We start from the raw sequence: 14,995 nt of genomic DNA on the forward strand, positions 1-14,995 counted from the left end.
TTGTGGTGAGGGGGCGCGGGAGTGGCGTCTGACCGGCTTGTTCCGCTCTCATTCAGGAATCTTGCAACTATACGACTGAGGAGCGGGTGTGTGAAGGTGAGGCGTTGTTCAATCCTGCATCTGGAGCCGCGGGAGCAGGTCGAGTTCAATCTGGCTGCATTGCTGTCGGGCGGGGATGGCTTGAAACGCAACTGTTATTGGGTTGCTCTTGCCCCGCATCTTGACAATGAGGTGATCGTCGATGAGGCCGAGTGCATACTGCTTGGGCGGCTCAGTCCGGAGGCGTGGACCGATGGCGCCGACTTCAGAAAGAACGCCGGCGCATCGTTGCGCTCATTGTTGCGGAAAGGTCTGGTTATCGGCCGGCACGCACGCTATTTGGCGTTCCGCCGGCAGGACGAGCGGATAAGGAATGCTCATTGGCACCCGCTTGCGGCAACCTTCAATGCATTCACGCGGTGGAGGGATGCCGATGCCGTACAGGCGATGGTGGATACCGGAACTTCCACTGCAGCGGAGCTGAGGCAGCAGCTCGGATCGCCCCCGGCAGAAGTCGTAAACCGCGTCGCGGAAAGCGAGCGCCTTCCGCTTCCTGATCATCAGGGAAACGCGTTCGATCTTTTGTTGGGACAGCGCGTTACCTGCCGCAACTTCGATTCGTTGCGTCCACTGCCAGCGACGATGCTGTCGCGCCTGCTCGGGCGGGTCTTCGCCGCACGTTCCTCGGTGAGGGTGACGGAAGATACCGTCTTCCTGAAGAAGAGCAGCCCTTCGGGTGGTGGCTTGCATCCTATCGAGGCATACCTATTGGTTCGCAACGTTGATGGCCTTGCAGATGGTCTGTATCACTATCATCCGCTGGCACATGCGCTGGAACCCCTTCCTGCACCAACGGTACCAGTCCAGCAAGTGATGCTGGACGCTGTCGCGCAGCAGCACTGGTTTGCGGATGTGCACGTGATGGTCGTGCTGTCGCCGCGCTATACCCGCAATTTCTGGAAGTACCGGCACCATGCCAAGGCCTATCGTGCCGTCGTGCTGGAAGCCGGGCATCTTTCACAGACGCTCTACATGTCGGCGACCGAGATGGGGTTGGGCGCCTATGTCACGTGCGCGATCAACGAAGCGCTGCTCGAACAGTTGCTCGGCCTCGACTCGATGACGGAAGGCGTGCTGGCCGTGTGCGGATTTGGATGGCGAGGACCGGAGATGGTGACGATGGAGCTCGATCCTGCCGAACAGATTTGGCACTCACTGCCGGCCGAGGCTTGAGGGCATGCCGCCGGCGAATCTAGTAAGTTCGCCAGCGCTATCTCGATGGATCAAGTGACCGGGGTGGCCTCGAAATCCACCAGCACCGCGCCGTCGGCCACCTGATCACCGGCCTTGGCGCGGAAGCCGTGCACGGTGCCGTCGGCTGGCGCCTGCAGGGTGTGCTCCATCTTCATTGCTTCCATCACGACAAGTGGCGTGCCGCGGCTGACGGTGCTGCCCGGCTGTACAAGCAGGGTGACGACGCGGCCGGGCATCGGTGCCAGCAGGCTGCCGCCGTGGTCGTTGCTGCTATCGGCTTCGGCGACCGGGTCATGGATGTTGAAGCGTTGTTGCTGATCGGTGCCGAACACGTACAGCGCATTGCCTTCGCGCATGGCCTGGCCGCGCTGCAGGCGCTGACCAAGCTGCAGGGCGTAGCCGTCCTTGTCAGCCTTGCCGACAAGCTCGATCAGCGCGTCGCCGAGCCGTACCTGCCAGCCCTTGGCGGTGTCGCGGACCTGCAGCTGCTGGCGCTGCTCCAGATGTTCGAGCGTCACCGCCCGTGCCGCCGGTCCGGTCAGCCGCCAGCTGTCGGCGATTGCCCAGGGCGAAGTGTCGTTGCTGCGCGGCTGCTCGCTGCTGACGGCAAGCACGGCGGCCAGCGCCCAGTCCTCGTCGCTTGCCGCGATGTGATGGATATCCAGCGCCTCACGCTCGCGCTCGATCAAGGCGGTATCGAGGTTGGCGGTGCGGAAAGAATCGGTCAGTACCAGCCGGCGCAGGAAGGCGGCATTGGTAGTCACGCCGACCACCTGGCACTGCGCCAGTGCCAGCTGCATGCGCTGCAGGGCGCTGTCGCGGTCCACGTCCCAGACGATGAGCTTGGCGATCATCGGATCGTAGTACGGAGTAATTGCGTCGCCTTGCTCAACACCTGCATCCACACGCACATGGGCGCTGGGCTGTGGCAGGCGCAGATGGCGCAGCGTTCCGGTCGAGGGCAGGAAGCCGCGGTCGGCGTCTTCGGCATAGAGGCGCGCTTCGATCGCATGACCATGGATCTGCAACTGCTGCTGGGTCTTCGGCAGCGGCTGACCTGCGGCCACGCGCAGCTGCCATTCGACCAGATCGGTGCCGGTGATCAGTTCGGTGACCGGGTGCTCGACCTGCAGGCGGGTGTTCATTTCCATGAAATAGAAATCGCCATCCGGCCCGGCGATGAACTCAACCGTACCCGCGCCGACATAGCCAACCGCACGCGCCGCATCGGTAGCGGCCTTGCCCATCGCAGCGCGGCGTTCAACGCTCATGCCGGGCGCGGGTGCTTCTTCCAATACCTTCTGGTGACGGCGCTGCACCGAGCAGTCGCGTTCGAACAGATAGACCACGTCACCGTGACTGTCGCCGAACACCTGGATCTCGATATGACGCGGCCGCTCGACGTACTTCTCAACCAGTACATGCGCATTGCCGAACGACGCCTGCGCCTCGCGCTGACAGCTGGCCAGCGCGGCTTCGAAATCGGCACTGGCCTCGACCTTGCGCATGCCCTTGCCACCACCACCTGCGCTGGCCTTGATCAGCACCGGATAACCAATCGCATCGCCCTGCGCCCGCAGAAACTCCGGCTCCTGCCGTTCACCGTGGTAACCCGGCGTCAGCGGCACGTTCGCCGTCTGCATCAGCGCCTTGGCCGAACTCTTGTCGCCCATCGCATCGATGGCGCTGGCCGGCGGCCCGATGAAGACGATGCCTGCAGCATCACAGGCACGCGCGAAGCCCGCGTTCTCCGAGAGAAAGCCATAACCCGGATGGATAGCCTGCGCACCACTGCGCCGCGCCGCATCGAGTATGACCTCGGCGCGCAGATAGCTTTCAGCAGCCGGCGCTGCGCCGATATGGATGGCCTCATCAGCCAAACGAACATGCCGTGCATTGCGGTCGGCATCGGAGTATACCGCCACGGTGGCGATACCCATACGGCGGCAGGTGGCAATAACGCGGCAGGCGATTTCACCGCGATTGGCGATCAGGATCTTGTTGAACATTGTCTTATCCACGATGTGCCGCGCGGGCAGGGGAGGATCCGAGGGCTTTCGCCGTTGCTGTTGCGGTTGCTCTTGCATTGGTTGTACGGGCCCCTTCCGCAGCGACGGAGCCGGTGGGAAATACCCGAAGGGCGACGTGCAAGGATGCACGTCGTTTTTCGCCACGACAGGGATGTCGTGTCGAAAAATCCCATCGGTGGAGTGAACGCGGCACGCGTAGCGTGCTGGGCGCGGAGGCAGGGTGTGCTTTCTTTTGGTTACTTCTTCTTTGCACAAGCAAAGAAAAGTGACTCGCTCCCCGTAGGGGAGTGAAAGCCTTTGTTTCTGACCTTGAATTTACAAGGGATCCCATGTGCACTACATCCGGAACACGCCAAACCGCGTGTCCTGCACCGGCGCATTGAGACTTGCCGCCAGCGCCAAGCCAAGAATGCGGCGCGTATCCGCCGGATCAATCACCCCGTCATCCCACAAGCGCGCACTCGCATAATACGGATGCCCCTGCTGCTCGAACTGATCACGGATAGGCTGCTTGAAGGCATCCTCTTCCTCGGCCGACCACGCACCACCCTTGGCCTCGATCCCATCGCGCTTGACCGTTGCCAGCACACTGGCCGCCTGCTCACCGCCCATCACCCCGATGCGCGCATTCGGCCACATCCACAGGAAGTGCGGCGAATAGGCCCGCCCGCACATGCCGTAGTTGCCGGCACCGAACGAACCGCCGATCACCACCGTGTACTTGGGCACCCGCGCATTGGCCACCGCCATGACGAGCTTTGCACCGTCCTTGGCAATGCCGCCGTGCTCGTACTTGCGGCCGACCATGAAGCCGGTGATGTTCTGCAGGAACAGCAGCGGGATGTTGCGCTGGCAGCACAGCTCGATGAAGTGCGCGCCCTTGAGCGCCGACTCGGAGAACAGGATGCCGTTGTTGGCGATGATGCCGACCGGGTGACCGTGCACATGCGCAAAGCCGGTGACCAGGGTATTGCCGTAGCGCGGCTTGAACTCATCGAAGTGCGAACCATCGACGATGCGCGCAATCACCTCGCGCACGTCGTAGGGCTTGCGCGTGTCGCTGGGGATCACCCCGTACAGTTCCTGCGCATCGAACAACGGCGCCTCGCTGGCCTGCAGCGCAACGCCTGCATCCGGCTTGCGCCAGTTCAAATTGGCGATGATGGCGCGCACTCGCGCCAGTGCCTGCAGGTCGTTGTCGGCCATGTGGTCAGCCACGCCGGAGATGCGCGTATGCACATCGGCACCGCCCAGTTCTTCGGCGCTGACCACTTCACCGGTCGCTGCTTTCACCAGCGGTGGGCCGCCGAGGAAGATGGTGCCCTGTTCCTTGACGATGACGGTTTCATCGCTCATCGCCGGTACATAGGCGCCGCCGGCCGTGCAGCTGCCCATCACGCAGGCAATCTGCGGGATGCCCTGCGCCGACAGATTGGCCTGGTTGTAGAAGATGCGGCCGAAATGATCGCGGTCGGGGAAGACTTCATCCTGCAGCGGCAGGAAGGCGCCGCCGGAGTCGACCAGATAGATGCAGGGCAGGCGGTTCTGCTGGGCGATTTCCTGCGCGCGCAGATGCTTTTTCACCGTGACCGGATAGTAGGTGCCGCCTTTGACGGTGGCATCGTTGGCGACGATCAGGCATTCAACGCCGGATACCCGACCAATACCGGCAACCATGCCGGCGCCGGGTACCGGATCGGCGTACATGCCGTGCGCGGCCAGTGGCGCGACTTCCAGGAAGGCACTGCCGGGATCGAGCAGGGCATCGATGCGGTCGCGCACCAGCAGCTTGCCACGCGCGGTGTGCTTGGCTCGGGCAGCATCGCTGCCGCCGCGGGCGGTGGCATCCAGGGTGTTGCGCAGATCATCTACCTGCAGCTGCATCGCGGCGCGGTTGGCTTCGAAGCTGTCACTGCCGGGTTGCAGCTGGGAAGTGAGTATGGTCATGGCCGAAGTCCTGGGTTCTGGAGCTTGCCTGCGCGCGGAAACATGGCAGCAGGGCTGTTGCTTATGTTTTTTGCAGTTGCAGTTGCAGCTGCTTCTTGCCGTTGCCGTTGCTTCTTGCTCTTGCTGTTGCTGTTTTGTTGCTGTTGCTCTTGCTGTTTTGTCCCTTCTCCCGCCTGCGGGAGAAGGTGCCCCGAAGGGGCGGATGAGGGGAGCTTTTAAAGCTACAAAGCAATTGGGTCTGCTTGCTAGAAGCTTCCCCTCACCCCAACCCCTCTCCCGGAGGGAGAGGGGCTCAAGCGGTATTTACGCGGTCTTCTGGAACAACTCCCGCCCGATCAGCATGCGGCGGATTTCCGAAGTGCCTGCGCCAATCTCATACAGCTTGGCATCGCGCCACAAACGGCCGGCCGGGTACTCGTTGATATAGCCATTGCCGCCAAGGATCTGGATGGCTTCGCCCGCCGCCCAGGTCGCCTTCTCGGCCGAATACAGGATGGCACCGGCGGCGTCCTGGCGCGTGGTGCGGCCCTGGTCGCAGGCCTTGGCCACCGCATATACATAGGCGCGGCAGGCATTGAGGCCCACATACATATCGGCCAGCTTGGCCTGGATCAGCTGGAAAGTGCCGATCGCTTCGCCGAACTGCTTGCGCTCATGCACATAGGGCAGCACCACATCCAGCGCTGCCGACATCAAGCCCAGCGGGCCGCCGGACAGCACCACGCGCTCGAAATCCAGCCCGGACATCAGCACCTTGACCCCGCCGCCAACGCTGCCCAGCACGTTCTCGGCCGGCACTTCGCAATCCTGGAAGACCAGCTCGCAGGTGTTGGACGAACGCATGCCGAGCTTGTCCAGCTTCTGCGCGGTGGAGAAACCTTTCATGCCCTTTTCGATGATGAAGGCGGTGATACCGCGCGAACCGGCGTCCGGGTCGGTCTTGGCGTAGACGATCAGCACATCGGCATCGGGACCATTGGTGATCCACATCTTGTTGCCGTTGAGCACATAGTGATCGCCGCGCAGATCGGCGCGCAGCTTCATCGACACCACATCCGAGCCGGCGCCCGGTTCGCTCATCGCCAGCGCGCCGACGTGTTCGCCGCTGCACAGCTTGGGCAGGTATTTGTGCTTCTGCGCTTCGCTGGCATTCTTGCGCAGCTGGTTGAGGCAGAGGTTGGAGTGCGCGCCATAGGACAGGCCAATGCCACCGGAGGCGCGCGAGATTTCCTCCATCGCCACCACGTGCGCCAGGTAACCCATGCCGCTGCCGCCGTATTCTTCTTCCACGGTCATGCCCAGCAGGCCTTGTTCGCCGAGCAGGCGCCAGAGCTGGTTGGGGAAGTGGTTGCTGGCGTCGGCTTCGGCAGCGAGCGGGGCGATGTGCGCGGCGGCAAACTGCGCCACGCTCTCGCGCAGCATGTCGATTTCTTCGCCCAGATCAAAGGACAGGGTGGGGACGTGCATGGCTGGCTCCGGTACGGCGTGGCAATAAGGGGCGCACCGGGTTGGGGTGACGGGCAGGCCGTCGGCACGGGCGTTTGCCCGCAGCCTAGCGGCTCCCGGGCAAAAAGTGAATACAAATTCAAAAATTGAACATAGAATCAACAAATGGCTTACAAGCGCTCGGAATTGATGGAAAAACGGCTGGCGGGCAACCGCGAGCGGATCCTGGTCGCGGCCCGCCGGTTGGTGGCGGCCGGTGGATACAGGAATGCGCCGATCACCGCGGTGGCGGCCGAGGCGGGGGTGTCTACCGGTCTGATCTATCGGCATTTCCCATCCAAGGCGGAACTGTTCGTCGAGGTGCTCACCTTCGCCGTGGAGCACGAGTTGGAGATCCTGGCCGCCATCGCCGACGAGCCCTCGCCGGCACCGCAGCGACTGCAGCGGGCGGTGGCCTCGTTCGTGCGCCGCGCCATGGCCGGCCCCGGGCTGGCCTATGCCTTCATCGCCGAGCCGGTGGACCCGGAAGTGGAAGCCGAGCGTATCCGTTGCCGGCGTCTGTTCGGCGATGTGTTCAAGCGCATTCTCGAAGACGGCGTGCGCGCAGGTGAACTGCCGGCGCAGGATCTGGACATCAGCGCCGCCTGCATCGTCGGTGCCTTCACCGAAGCACTGGTCGGCCCCACTGCGCCCAGCCGTGATGGCCTGCGCGATGGCGAACACCTGGTCACTGCGATCAGCGCACTGTGCCTGCGCGCTGCAGGTGCCACGCTGCCGCACTGAGTGCCCGCATCGGCACAGCATGTTGCGTTGCCGCAGATGTGCGCATCTTGATGGGCATTGCGGGGGCGGGCAGACGCTGGTCTATACTCGCCCAGCAGCTGCTGGTCCACCGACAACTCGCCCGGGGTGATGAGACGTGCGGAATTACGACCTTGAATTTCTGAAGCGCTTTTCCATCGTGATCGCCACCCTGGCCATCATCACGATTGGCTTGATCATCTTCGCGTCTTACCTGCAGCACGCCATTCCAAAGGAAGTCTCGCCGACCGCGACCAAACGCATCGAGCAGCGCATCGCGCCGATCGGTGCGGTATACGCCGGCGCCACCGGTGCCTCCGCGCAGGCCGCCGCCTCCGCAGCGGCCGCCGCTGCAGCCGCAGCCAGCGGTGCCTACGGCGGCACGCTGGACGGCAAAACCATCTTCGACAACCTGTGCACCGCCTGCCATACCAGCGGCGTCGGCAACGCACCCACGCTGGACCACAGCCACTGGGACAAGCGCCTGGCGCAGGGCAAGGACACCCTCTACAAGCACGCCATCGAGGGCTATACCGGCCCGGATGGCGGCATCATGCCGCCCAAGGGCGGCAACGCCGGCCTCAGCGAGGAGCAGATCCACGCCGCCGTGGATTGGATGACCTCCAATCTGAAATAGAAAGCCGCCAGACTCACGCAGCTGGCAACCAACCCGATTGCTGCAGAATAGCCAGCGCCGCCCGAGCAGGGCGGCGCTTCTGTTTCCGTCTTTCCCGGAGTGCGTCCATGCGTTGTACCCGTACCCTGCTTGCCCTGGCCTTGGCTGCCGCCTGTTCCGGCGCGGCGCTGGCTGCCCCTTCCAAGCCCGTCGTGCTGCCGATCGGCAGCGTGCAGGGCGCCACCGAGCGCAGCCCCTACGCGGGCAAGAACGTCACCATCGAGGGCGCAGTGACCGCCGACATGCGCGATGGTCTGGGTGGTATCTTCGTGCAGGACGCCGGTGACGGCGATAGCAGCACCTCCGACGCCGTATTCGTGCGCGTGCCCAAGGAACAGGCGCTGCAGGTAGGGCAATGGCTGCGCATCACCGGTACCGTCGAAGAGCAGGCCGCCGGCAAGAGCGAGCAGAGCCTGACCACGCTGCAGGCGCAGAACATCCAGCCGGGCACCGCGCGGCCGCTGCCGGCAGCGCTGGTGTTGAGCGCGGCGCCGGCCAACTGGGAGGCGCTGGAAGGGATGCAGGTGCGCATTCCTGGCGGGCTGACCCTGGCCGGGCAGGACCAGCTGTCGCGTTACGGCGAGCTGACCGCGGCCTTCGGTGGCCGCCTGTGGCAGCCCAGCGAAGTGGCCGCCGCCGGCAGCCCCGAGCAGGCGGCGGTGATCGCCGACAACAACCGCCGCCGGCTGCGTTTGGACGATGCCAGCGGCAAGCGCGAGCCGGGCGCGGTGTCCTATCTGCCGGCGCAGGCGCTGCTGCGCAGCGGCGCCCAGCTGCGTGACGTGCAGGGCATCGTCGACCAGCGTTTTGATGGTGGCTACCGGCTGCAGCTGACCGCGCCGCTGCAGGTGGATGCCCAGCGTCCGCAGCAGGCGCCGAGCGTACCGGGCGGCCTGCGCATTGCCGCCTTCAATCTGGAGAATTATTTCAATGGCGACGGCAAGGGCGGCGGCTACCCGACCCTGCGCGGCGCCAAGACCGCCGAGCAGCAGGCCGCACAGCAGGCCAAGCTGATCACCACCATCGGCAGCCTCAATGCCGACGTCGCCGCGCTGATGGAACTGGAGAACGACGGCTACGGCCCGGGTTCGGCGATCGATCAGCTGGTGCGTGCGCTCAATGCCGCCCAGGGCAAGGACGGCGACTGGCGCTTTGTCGACGCTGGCCAAGGCCCCGGCGACAATCCGATCCGGGTCGGCATCATCTACCGCGCTTCAAAAGTGAGCCCGCTCGGCAAGCCGGCGGTGCTGGAACGCGAGCCGTTCGGTGAGCGCAGCCGCGTACCGCTGGCGCAGGCCTTCCGCATGGGCCGCAAGGGCACGCCGTTCGTGATGGTGGCCAACCACTTCAAGTCCAAGGGCTGCTCGGAAGCAAGCGGCGCCGACGCCGATCAGAACGATGGCCAGGGCTGCTGGAACGCGACCCGGGTGGAATCGGCCAAGCTGCTGCACAGCTGGTTGCAGGGCGACCCCACCGGCAGCGGCAGCCGCGACGCGGTACTGCTGGGCGACTTCAACGCTTATGCGATGGAAGACCCGATCCGCACCTTGAATGCCGACGGTTGGCAGGATGCGTTCAAGGTGGCCGGCGTGCAGCAGCCTTACAGCTATGTCTACAACGGCCTGACCGGCCGCCTGGATCACGCCTTGTTGAGCCCGGGCATGGCCGCGCGGCTGAAGGGCGCGGCCGAGTGGCATATCAATGCCGACGAGGCCGACGAGATGGGTTACCAGGGCCGCAACGTGCCGGGACCGTGGCGCAGCTCGGATCATGATCCGCTGTTGCTGGGGTTTGAGCCTTGATGGCAGGAAGTAGAGGGTAGGAACCAGGAACGAGTGGTGATTCTGGCGACGTGTTCGTTTTCGCTGGCTTGAGGTCGCCGGAACTGGGAGTGCAAGGAGAGGGTGGCCAGAGGGGGTTCTGCCCCCTCTCCCCTTGCGGGAGAGGGTTGGGGAGAGGGGGGCTCTTGGCGAACAACCAAGCAAGCGGCTACGCCGCCCCCTCTCCTGCCTTCGGCATTCTCTGCCACAAGGGGAGAGGAGAAGAGCCGCAGCTGCAGTCCCTCAGAGCGTCCCGCGCGCAATCAGGGCAATCGCCACCACCGCCAACGCCAGACCAAACCGGTTCCATGCGCTGGTCTTCTCACCGAACACCAGCACGCCGACCAGTGCACCCAGACACACCACGCCGATGTTCATGCTGGCAAAGATCGTTGCCGGGCTATCCGGCAGCGCCTGGTGCGCGCGCACGTAGAACAGGATGTTGCCGAAGTTGAGCAGGCCAAGCAGCAGGCCATAGCCGAGATTGGCCAGCGTCATCCGGCTTTTGCCGATGAAATGCCGCTGCAACTGCCAGCCCAGCATCAGCACGAAGGCGATGCCGAAGCTCACCAGCAGCGCGGCAGTGGAAGGCGTTCCGGCTGCAGCCACCTGCTTCAGCAGGATGTCGATCAAGGCAAAGCCTGCCCACACACCCAGCAACCAGCCCCAGCTGGTACGCGAATGCTGCTTGGTATCGCCATCACGCGCGCTCACACCAACAATGGCCAGCAGGCCCAGCCCGAGGCCGGCCAGCTTCCAGCCATTGGCCTGTTCGCCGAACAGCAGGAAGGCGGCAGCCAGCGACAGCAGCAGGGACAGCCGCTGGGCCACGTCGCTGCGTACGATGCCGGCCTCGCGCACCGCCCGTGCCAGCACCAGGAAGATGCCTGGCAGCGCCACAGCCAGCCCTAGCAGTGCCAGCCACGGGGTATGCCCGCTCTGCAGCGACTGCAGCGAAGGCTTGAGCAACAGCAACGACAGCACGCTGGCGGCAAGGTAGTTCCAGGTCACCGCCTGGGCGATGTCGATGCCGCGGCGCGGTGCCAGTTTCAGCAGCACCGATACCAGAACGCTGCAGATCACACTCAGGACAAGGAAATGCATGGAGTTGGACAGTTGTGAAGGCCGGGCGTGAAGCCGCCGGACGGGGCCGCTATTATGGCCGCATGCAAACTCTCCCATTCCCCCACGAATCGGCGACGCTGATGTTGGACGGCCCGGCCGGTCCTCTGGAAGTCGGTGTCGACCTGCCCGAGGGCGAGGCCGCTGCCCGTCCCATCATCGCGGTCATCTGTCACCCGCTGTCCATCGAGGGCGGCAGCATGCACAACAAGGTGGTCACCATGGTTTCGCGCGCGCTGCGCGACTTGGGTATCACCACCGTGCGTTTCAACTTCCGCAGCGTCGGTGCCTCGGCCGGTACCTACGACAACGGTGAAGGCGAAGCCGACGATCTGCGCGCCGTGGTCAACTGGGTGCGCAGTGAGCGCCCGGACGCCGCGCTATGGCTGGCCGGCTTCAGCTTCGGCGCCTATGTGTCGTTGCGCGCCGCCGCACAGCTGCAGCCGCAGGCGCTGATCTCGATCGCGCCGCCGGTCGGCCGCCGCACCTGGGATTTCTCGGAAGTGCAGCCGCCGGCCAACTGGTTGGTGGTGCAGGGCGATGCCGACGAAGTGGTGGATGCGCACAGCGTGTACCAATGGCTGGAGTCGCTGCCCAATCCGCCGCAGCTGGTGCGCATGCCCGATACCTCGCATTTCTTCCACCGCAAGTTGATCGATCTGCGTGGCGCGATCCAGCATGAAGTGCGGCGTTGGCTGCCCGACGGCAGCAACTGAGCATGGATGCAATGATCCCCTCACAACGCTACGCCGCCGGCGTGGCCCGTGGCGATTGGCGCGATGATGTTGCCCAGCATGCGGCCCTGGCCGAGCTGGACCGCATCCACCTGGCAATCGTCGACAGCGCGCAGGACGGCTGGCTGGACCGGCTGTCAGCCTTCTGGAAAAAGCCCGAGCCGGTAAAGGGGCTGTACTTCTGGGGCGGCGTAGGCCGCGGCAAGACCTTCCTGGTCGACCTGTTCTATGACGGCCTGCCGATCGAGCAGAAGTACCGCACCCATTTCCATCGCTTCATGCGCGGCATCCACGAGCAGCTGCACCTGCACCAGGGGCAGAGCGACCCGTTGGCCAAGATTGCCCAGCAGTGGCGCGACAAGTTGCGCGTGCTGGTGCTGGATGAGTTTTTCGTCACCGACATTGGTGATGCGATGTTGTTGGGGAGGCTGCTGGAGCGCCTGTTCGCCGAGGGCGTGACCCTGGTGACGACGTCCAATACCGCAGTGGAAAACCTCTATCTCAATGGCCTGCAGCGCGACAGTTTCCTGCCGGCCATCGCGCTGCTGCAGAAGCATTGCGTCGAGTTGTATGCCGAAGGCACCGAGGACTACCGCATGCGCGCGCTGACCCGCTCGCCGGTATACCGCGCCCCGCTGGATGCGGAGAGTGATGCCTGGTTGGCCGGGCGCTGGAAGGAGCTGAGCGGTGCCGAGGAGGCACGTGGTGGCAACATCCAGATCGAAGGCCGCAAGATCCCGGTGCGTGGCCGCGGCAAGAGCATCGCCTGGTTCGATTTCGCCGCGCTGTGCGAAGGCCCGCGTGGTCCTTCGGACTACATCGAGATCGCACGTGAGTTCACCACGGTATTGCTGGGTGGCATCCCCCATTTCGATCGCATGAACGAAGACGCGGCGCGTCGTTTCGTCAACCTGATCGATGAGCTGTACGACCGCCAGGTCAACCTGGTCTGCACCGCGCAGGACGCACCGCCCCTGCTGTACAGCGGCACCCGCCTGGCCGGCGCCTTCGAGCGTACCGCCAGCCGCCTGATCGAGATGCAGAGCGCCGAGTACCTGGGCACCGCCCACCGCCACTGAGCCGGTAGTGCCGAGCGATGCTCGGCAGGGGGCCTTACCGATAAAGCATCCCTGTAGTGCCGAGCCATGCTCGGCAAGGGGCATTACCGATAAGGTCCTCTGCCGAGCATGGCTCGGCACTACGGAGGAGGGGTTTAACCCCACTCCGCATCCCCATCCGTTTCCATCTCCGTACGCCGCATCACGCGGCCCGCATGGAGCAGGAATCATGGGTAGCTCGAAGCTTGTAAACAGGCCGGCAGTTCGCAGCATGGCGCTGGCCGCCGCAGTGACGTTGTTGCTCGGCCTGCCGGTGGCAGCGGAGGTGCGCCACACGCCGTTCCCGGTCGCGGAGGGCAGGGGGGATCTCAAGGCGCCGGCCACGCAGCGCATGCGCCAGACCCAGCCCAACTTCCACGCGCCCGCCGCCACCATCTGCAGCGATACACCGGTATTGCGTGAAGTCGCCGATCCCAGCCCGAAGCCGCAGCAGCACAACATCGCTGGGGGAGAAGCCCGGCTGCGACGCGGTGATGGCTCCCGTGCGGAGGCGAAGATGATGGCGCCACCGTCCCCGCCGGCGCCGGTTGCACCTTCGCCTGATGCAGCCGTTGCCGAAGCGGCCGCCGACGGGAGTTACGCTGTTGCGGAAATGCCGATGGCGCCGGCTTCCAGCAGCACTGCCGTGCGCCAGCAGCAGGAAGTTGTTACCGCCGGTGGGTCGACGACAACGCCGACTTCGCGGCCTTCCAGCAGTTCCTGCAAGGTCACGAGGAAGCCAACACCCTCGGCCGTGATATCAGCGTGCGCCACCGCTTGCAGTTGGTGGATGCGCAGGGCCGGCCGGTTCCGGATGCGGAGGTGGCGGTAAGTGCACGCAATGGTGCGCGGATGTGGGCGCGTACCGACGCCGGTGGCCAGGTGTGGGTGCACCCCAACGCCTTTGATAACCGTGATTCGGACAGCTATCAGGTACAGGTACGCCGCGCCGGCAGGACCGTGAGCGCAGCCCTGCAGCGCGGGCAGAAGAATGCCTTGCAGGTGGTGGTGGCCGATGCAGCGCTGCCGGCGCGGGCAAAACTCGATCTGGTGTTCATGGTGGATGCCACCGGTTCGATGGCCGATGAGATCGACAAACTGCGTGACTCCCTGCAGGGGATCGTGCGCGATATTGCCAAGCTGCCGTCCAATCCGGATATCTGCCTGGGCCTGGTGACCTACCGCGACCGTGGCGACGAGTACTTCGTGCGCGGTTGGGACCTGAGCAACAACGTGTCTGCCTTCCAGAAGGTGCTCGATGGCGTGCAGGCCAATGGCGGTGGCGACTATCCGGAAGCGATGAACGAGGCTTTTGATCATGCGGTGCAGGCGATGAACTGGCGCGGCGCCTCGACCACGCGCCTGCTGGTGTCGCTGGCGGACGCGCCACCGCACATGGACTACCCGCAGCCGCGCTATGAGCAGACCATGCTGGCGGCGCTGGGCAAGGGCATCAAGGTGTTGAGTGTGGCTGCATCGGGCCAGGACACCACCGGCGAGATCGCGCAGCGGCAGATTGCCCAGTACACCGGCGGTCGTTTCATCTTCCTCACCTACAAGGATGCCAATGATCCTTCCAGCGGCCCAGGCAGTGAGACCGTGCATGAGGTGGATAACTATTCGGTCGATACCCTGGACAAGCTGGTGGTGCGGCTGGTGCGCGAGGAACTGGCGCAGCTGCCGAAGGGGTGATGCTACGACCCCCTCCCTTTGGCGAAGCCAAGGGAGGGTTTGGGGAGGGGTTGGCTTTTGCGGCCGTTCAAGCAATGCCAGCTTCGCGGCTTACGCCGCTCCCACAAGACCATGCCCTGTAGTGCCGAGCCATGCTCGGCAAGGGCTCTACCGGTAAAGCTCCTGCCGAGCATGGCTCGGCACTACGCCGCCTTCCATTTGGCGAAGCGTAGGGGAGGGGGTTGGCTTTTGCGGCCTTTCAAGCAATGCCAGCTTCACGGCTTACGCCGCTCCTACAAGACCATGCCCTGTAGTGCCGAGCCATGCTCGGCAAGGGCTCTACCGGCAAAGCTCCTGC

At 64.5% G+C, this 14,995-nt stretch carries 12 protein-coding genes; 7 read left to right on the plus strand and 5 right to left on the minus strand.

Annotated features, from left to right (window positions below):
• The first annotated feature begins 90 nt into the window (after positions 1 to 90).
• A complete protein-coding gene (locus tag BCV67_RS10860; RefSeq protein ID WP_062170465.1) occupies positions 91 to 1,272 on the plus strand; it encodes a putative peptide maturation dehydrogenase in 1,182 nt (393 codons plus the stop codon).
• Positions 1,273 to 1,322: 50 nt separating this feature from the next.
• Here BCV67_RS10860 and BCV67_RS10865 read toward each other — a convergent pair whose 3' ends face one another.
• The 3 genes from BCV67_RS10865 to BCV67_RS10875 form a co-directional block, all read right to left on the minus strand.
• Positions 1,323 to 3,302, minus strand: coding sequence for an acetyl/propionyl/methylcrotonyl-CoA carboxylase subunit alpha (locus BCV67_RS10865; protein ID WP_062170463.1), 1,980 nt, complete (start codon positions 3,300 to 3,302; stop codon positions 1,323 to 1,325).
• Positions 3,303 to 3,659: 357 nt separating this feature from the next.
• Positions 3,660 to 5,270 (minus strand): carboxyl transferase domain-containing protein, encoded by a 1,611-nt coding sequence (locus BCV67_RS10870; RefSeq protein ID WP_062170461.1) that lies wholly within the window; start codon positions 5,268 to 5,270, stop codon positions 3,660 to 3,662.
• 303 nt (positions 5,271 to 5,573) lie between these two features.
• The gene (locus BCV67_RS10875; protein WP_062170459.1) at positions 5,574 to 6,737 is read right to left on the minus strand and encodes an isovaleryl-CoA dehydrogenase; all 1,164 of its coding nucleotides are present in this window, start codon (positions 6,735 to 6,737) and stop codon (positions 5,574 to 5,576) included.
• 144 nt (positions 6,738 to 6,881) lie between these two features.
• On the opposite strand from BCV67_RS10875, the gene BCV67_RS10880 reads away from it, so the two are divergent.
• From BCV67_RS10880 to BCV67_RS10890, 3 genes are all read left to right on the plus strand, one after another.
• A complete protein-coding gene (locus tag BCV67_RS10880) occupies positions 6,882 to 7,499 on the plus strand; it encodes a TetR/AcrR family transcriptional regulator (RefSeq protein WP_062170458.1) in 618 nt (205 codons plus the stop codon).
• A 136-nt stretch (positions 7,500 to 7,635) separates the two neighbouring features.
• Positions 7,636 to 8,154, plus strand: coding sequence for a c-type cytochrome (locus tag BCV67_RS10885; protein WP_062170456.1), 519 nt, complete (start codon positions 7,636 to 7,638; stop codon positions 8,152 to 8,154).
• A gap of 107 nt (positions 8,155 to 8,261) precedes the next feature.
• Positions 8,262 to 9,995 carry an ExeM/NucH family extracellular endonuclease gene (locus BCV67_RS10890; RefSeq protein ID WP_062170454.1) on the plus strand — a complete coding sequence of 578 codons (1,734 nt, stop codon included), beginning with the start codon at positions 8,262 to 8,264 and terminating at the stop codon, positions 9,993 to 9,995.
• Positions 9,996 to 10,256: 261 nt separating this feature from the next.
• Here BCV67_RS10890 and BCV67_RS10895 read toward each other — a convergent pair whose 3' ends face one another.
• Positions 10,257 to 11,117, minus strand: coding sequence for an EamA family transporter (locus BCV67_RS10895; RefSeq protein WP_062170452.1), 861 nt, complete (start codon positions 11,115 to 11,117; stop codon positions 10,257 to 10,259).
• A 62-nt stretch (positions 11,118 to 11,179) separates the two neighbouring features.
• Between BCV67_RS10895 and BCV67_RS10900 the strand changes: the two genes are divergently transcribed.
• Together BCV67_RS10900 and zapE are read left to right on the plus strand one after the other, a co-directional pair.
• Positions 11,180 to 11,851, plus strand: a complete 672-nt coding sequence (locus tag BCV67_RS10900; RefSeq protein WP_062171896.1) for an alpha/beta hydrolase — start codon at positions 11,180 to 11,182, stop codon at positions 11,849 to 11,851.
• Positions 11,852 to 11,853: 2 nt separating this feature from the next.
• Positions 11,854 to 12,948 (plus strand): cell division protein ZapE, encoded by a 1,095-nt coding sequence (gene zapE / locus BCV67_RS10905; protein WP_062170450.1) that lies wholly within the window; start codon positions 11,854 to 11,856, stop codon positions 12,946 to 12,948.
• A 615-nt stretch (positions 12,949 to 13,563) separates the two neighbouring features.
• On the opposite strand, the gene BCV67_RS20105 is transcribed toward zapE, so the two are convergent.
• Complete coding sequence (locus BCV67_RS20105) at positions 13,564 to 13,740, minus strand: hypothetical protein (RefSeq protein WP_156455893.1); 177 nt, start codon at positions 13,738 to 13,740, stop codon at positions 13,564 to 13,566.
• On the opposite strand from BCV67_RS20105, the gene BCV67_RS10910 reads away from it, so the two are divergent.
• Positions 13,732 to 14,658 carry a vWA domain-containing protein gene (locus BCV67_RS10910; protein ID WP_156455892.1) on the plus strand — a complete coding sequence of 309 codons (927 nt, stop codon included), beginning with the start codon at positions 13,732 to 13,734 and terminating at the stop codon, positions 14,656 to 14,658. The genes BCV67_RS20105 and BCV67_RS10910 overlap by 9 nt on opposite strands.
• The last annotated feature ends 337 nt before the right edge of the window (positions 14,659 to 14,995 follow it).

Origin of the sequence: Stenotrophomonas nitritireducens (assembly GCF_001700965.1) — a bacterium.
Classification (GTDB): domain Bacteria; phylum Pseudomonadota; class Gammaproteobacteria; order Xanthomonadales; family Xanthomonadaceae; genus Stenotrophomonas; species Stenotrophomonas nitritireducens_A.

Coding starts and splice junctions, on each gene's coding strand:
- BCV67_RS10865 (WP_062170463.1), bottom strand. CDS start 3,302: ATGTTCAACAAGATCCTGATCGCCAATCGCGGTGAAATCGCCTGCCGC.
- BCV67_RS10870 (WP_062170461.1), bottom strand. CDS start 5,270: ATGACCATACTCACTTCCCAGCTGCAACCCGGCAGTGACAGCTTCGAA.
- BCV67_RS10875 (WP_062170459.1), bottom strand. CDS start 6,737: ATGCACGTCCCCACCCTGTCCTTTGATCTGGGCGAAGAAATCGACATG.
- BCV67_RS10880 (WP_062170458.1), top strand. CDS start 6,882: ATGGCTTACAAGCGCTCGGAATTGATGGAAAAACGGCTGGCGGGCAAC.
- BCV67_RS10890 (WP_062170454.1), top strand. CDS start 8,262: ATGCGTTGTACCCGTACCCTGCTTGCCCTGGCCTTGGCTGCCGCCTGT.
- BCV67_RS10895 (WP_062170452.1), bottom strand. CDS start 11,117: ATGCATTTCCTTGTCCTGAGTGTGATCTGCAGCGTTCTGGTATCGGTG.
- BCV67_RS10900 (WP_062171896.1), top strand. CDS start 11,180: ATGCAAACTCTCCCATTCCCCCACGAATCGGCGACGCTGATGTTGGAC.
- zapE (WP_062170450.1), top strand. CDS start 11,854: ATGGATGCAATGATCCCCTCACAACGCTACGCCGCCGGCGTGGCCCGT.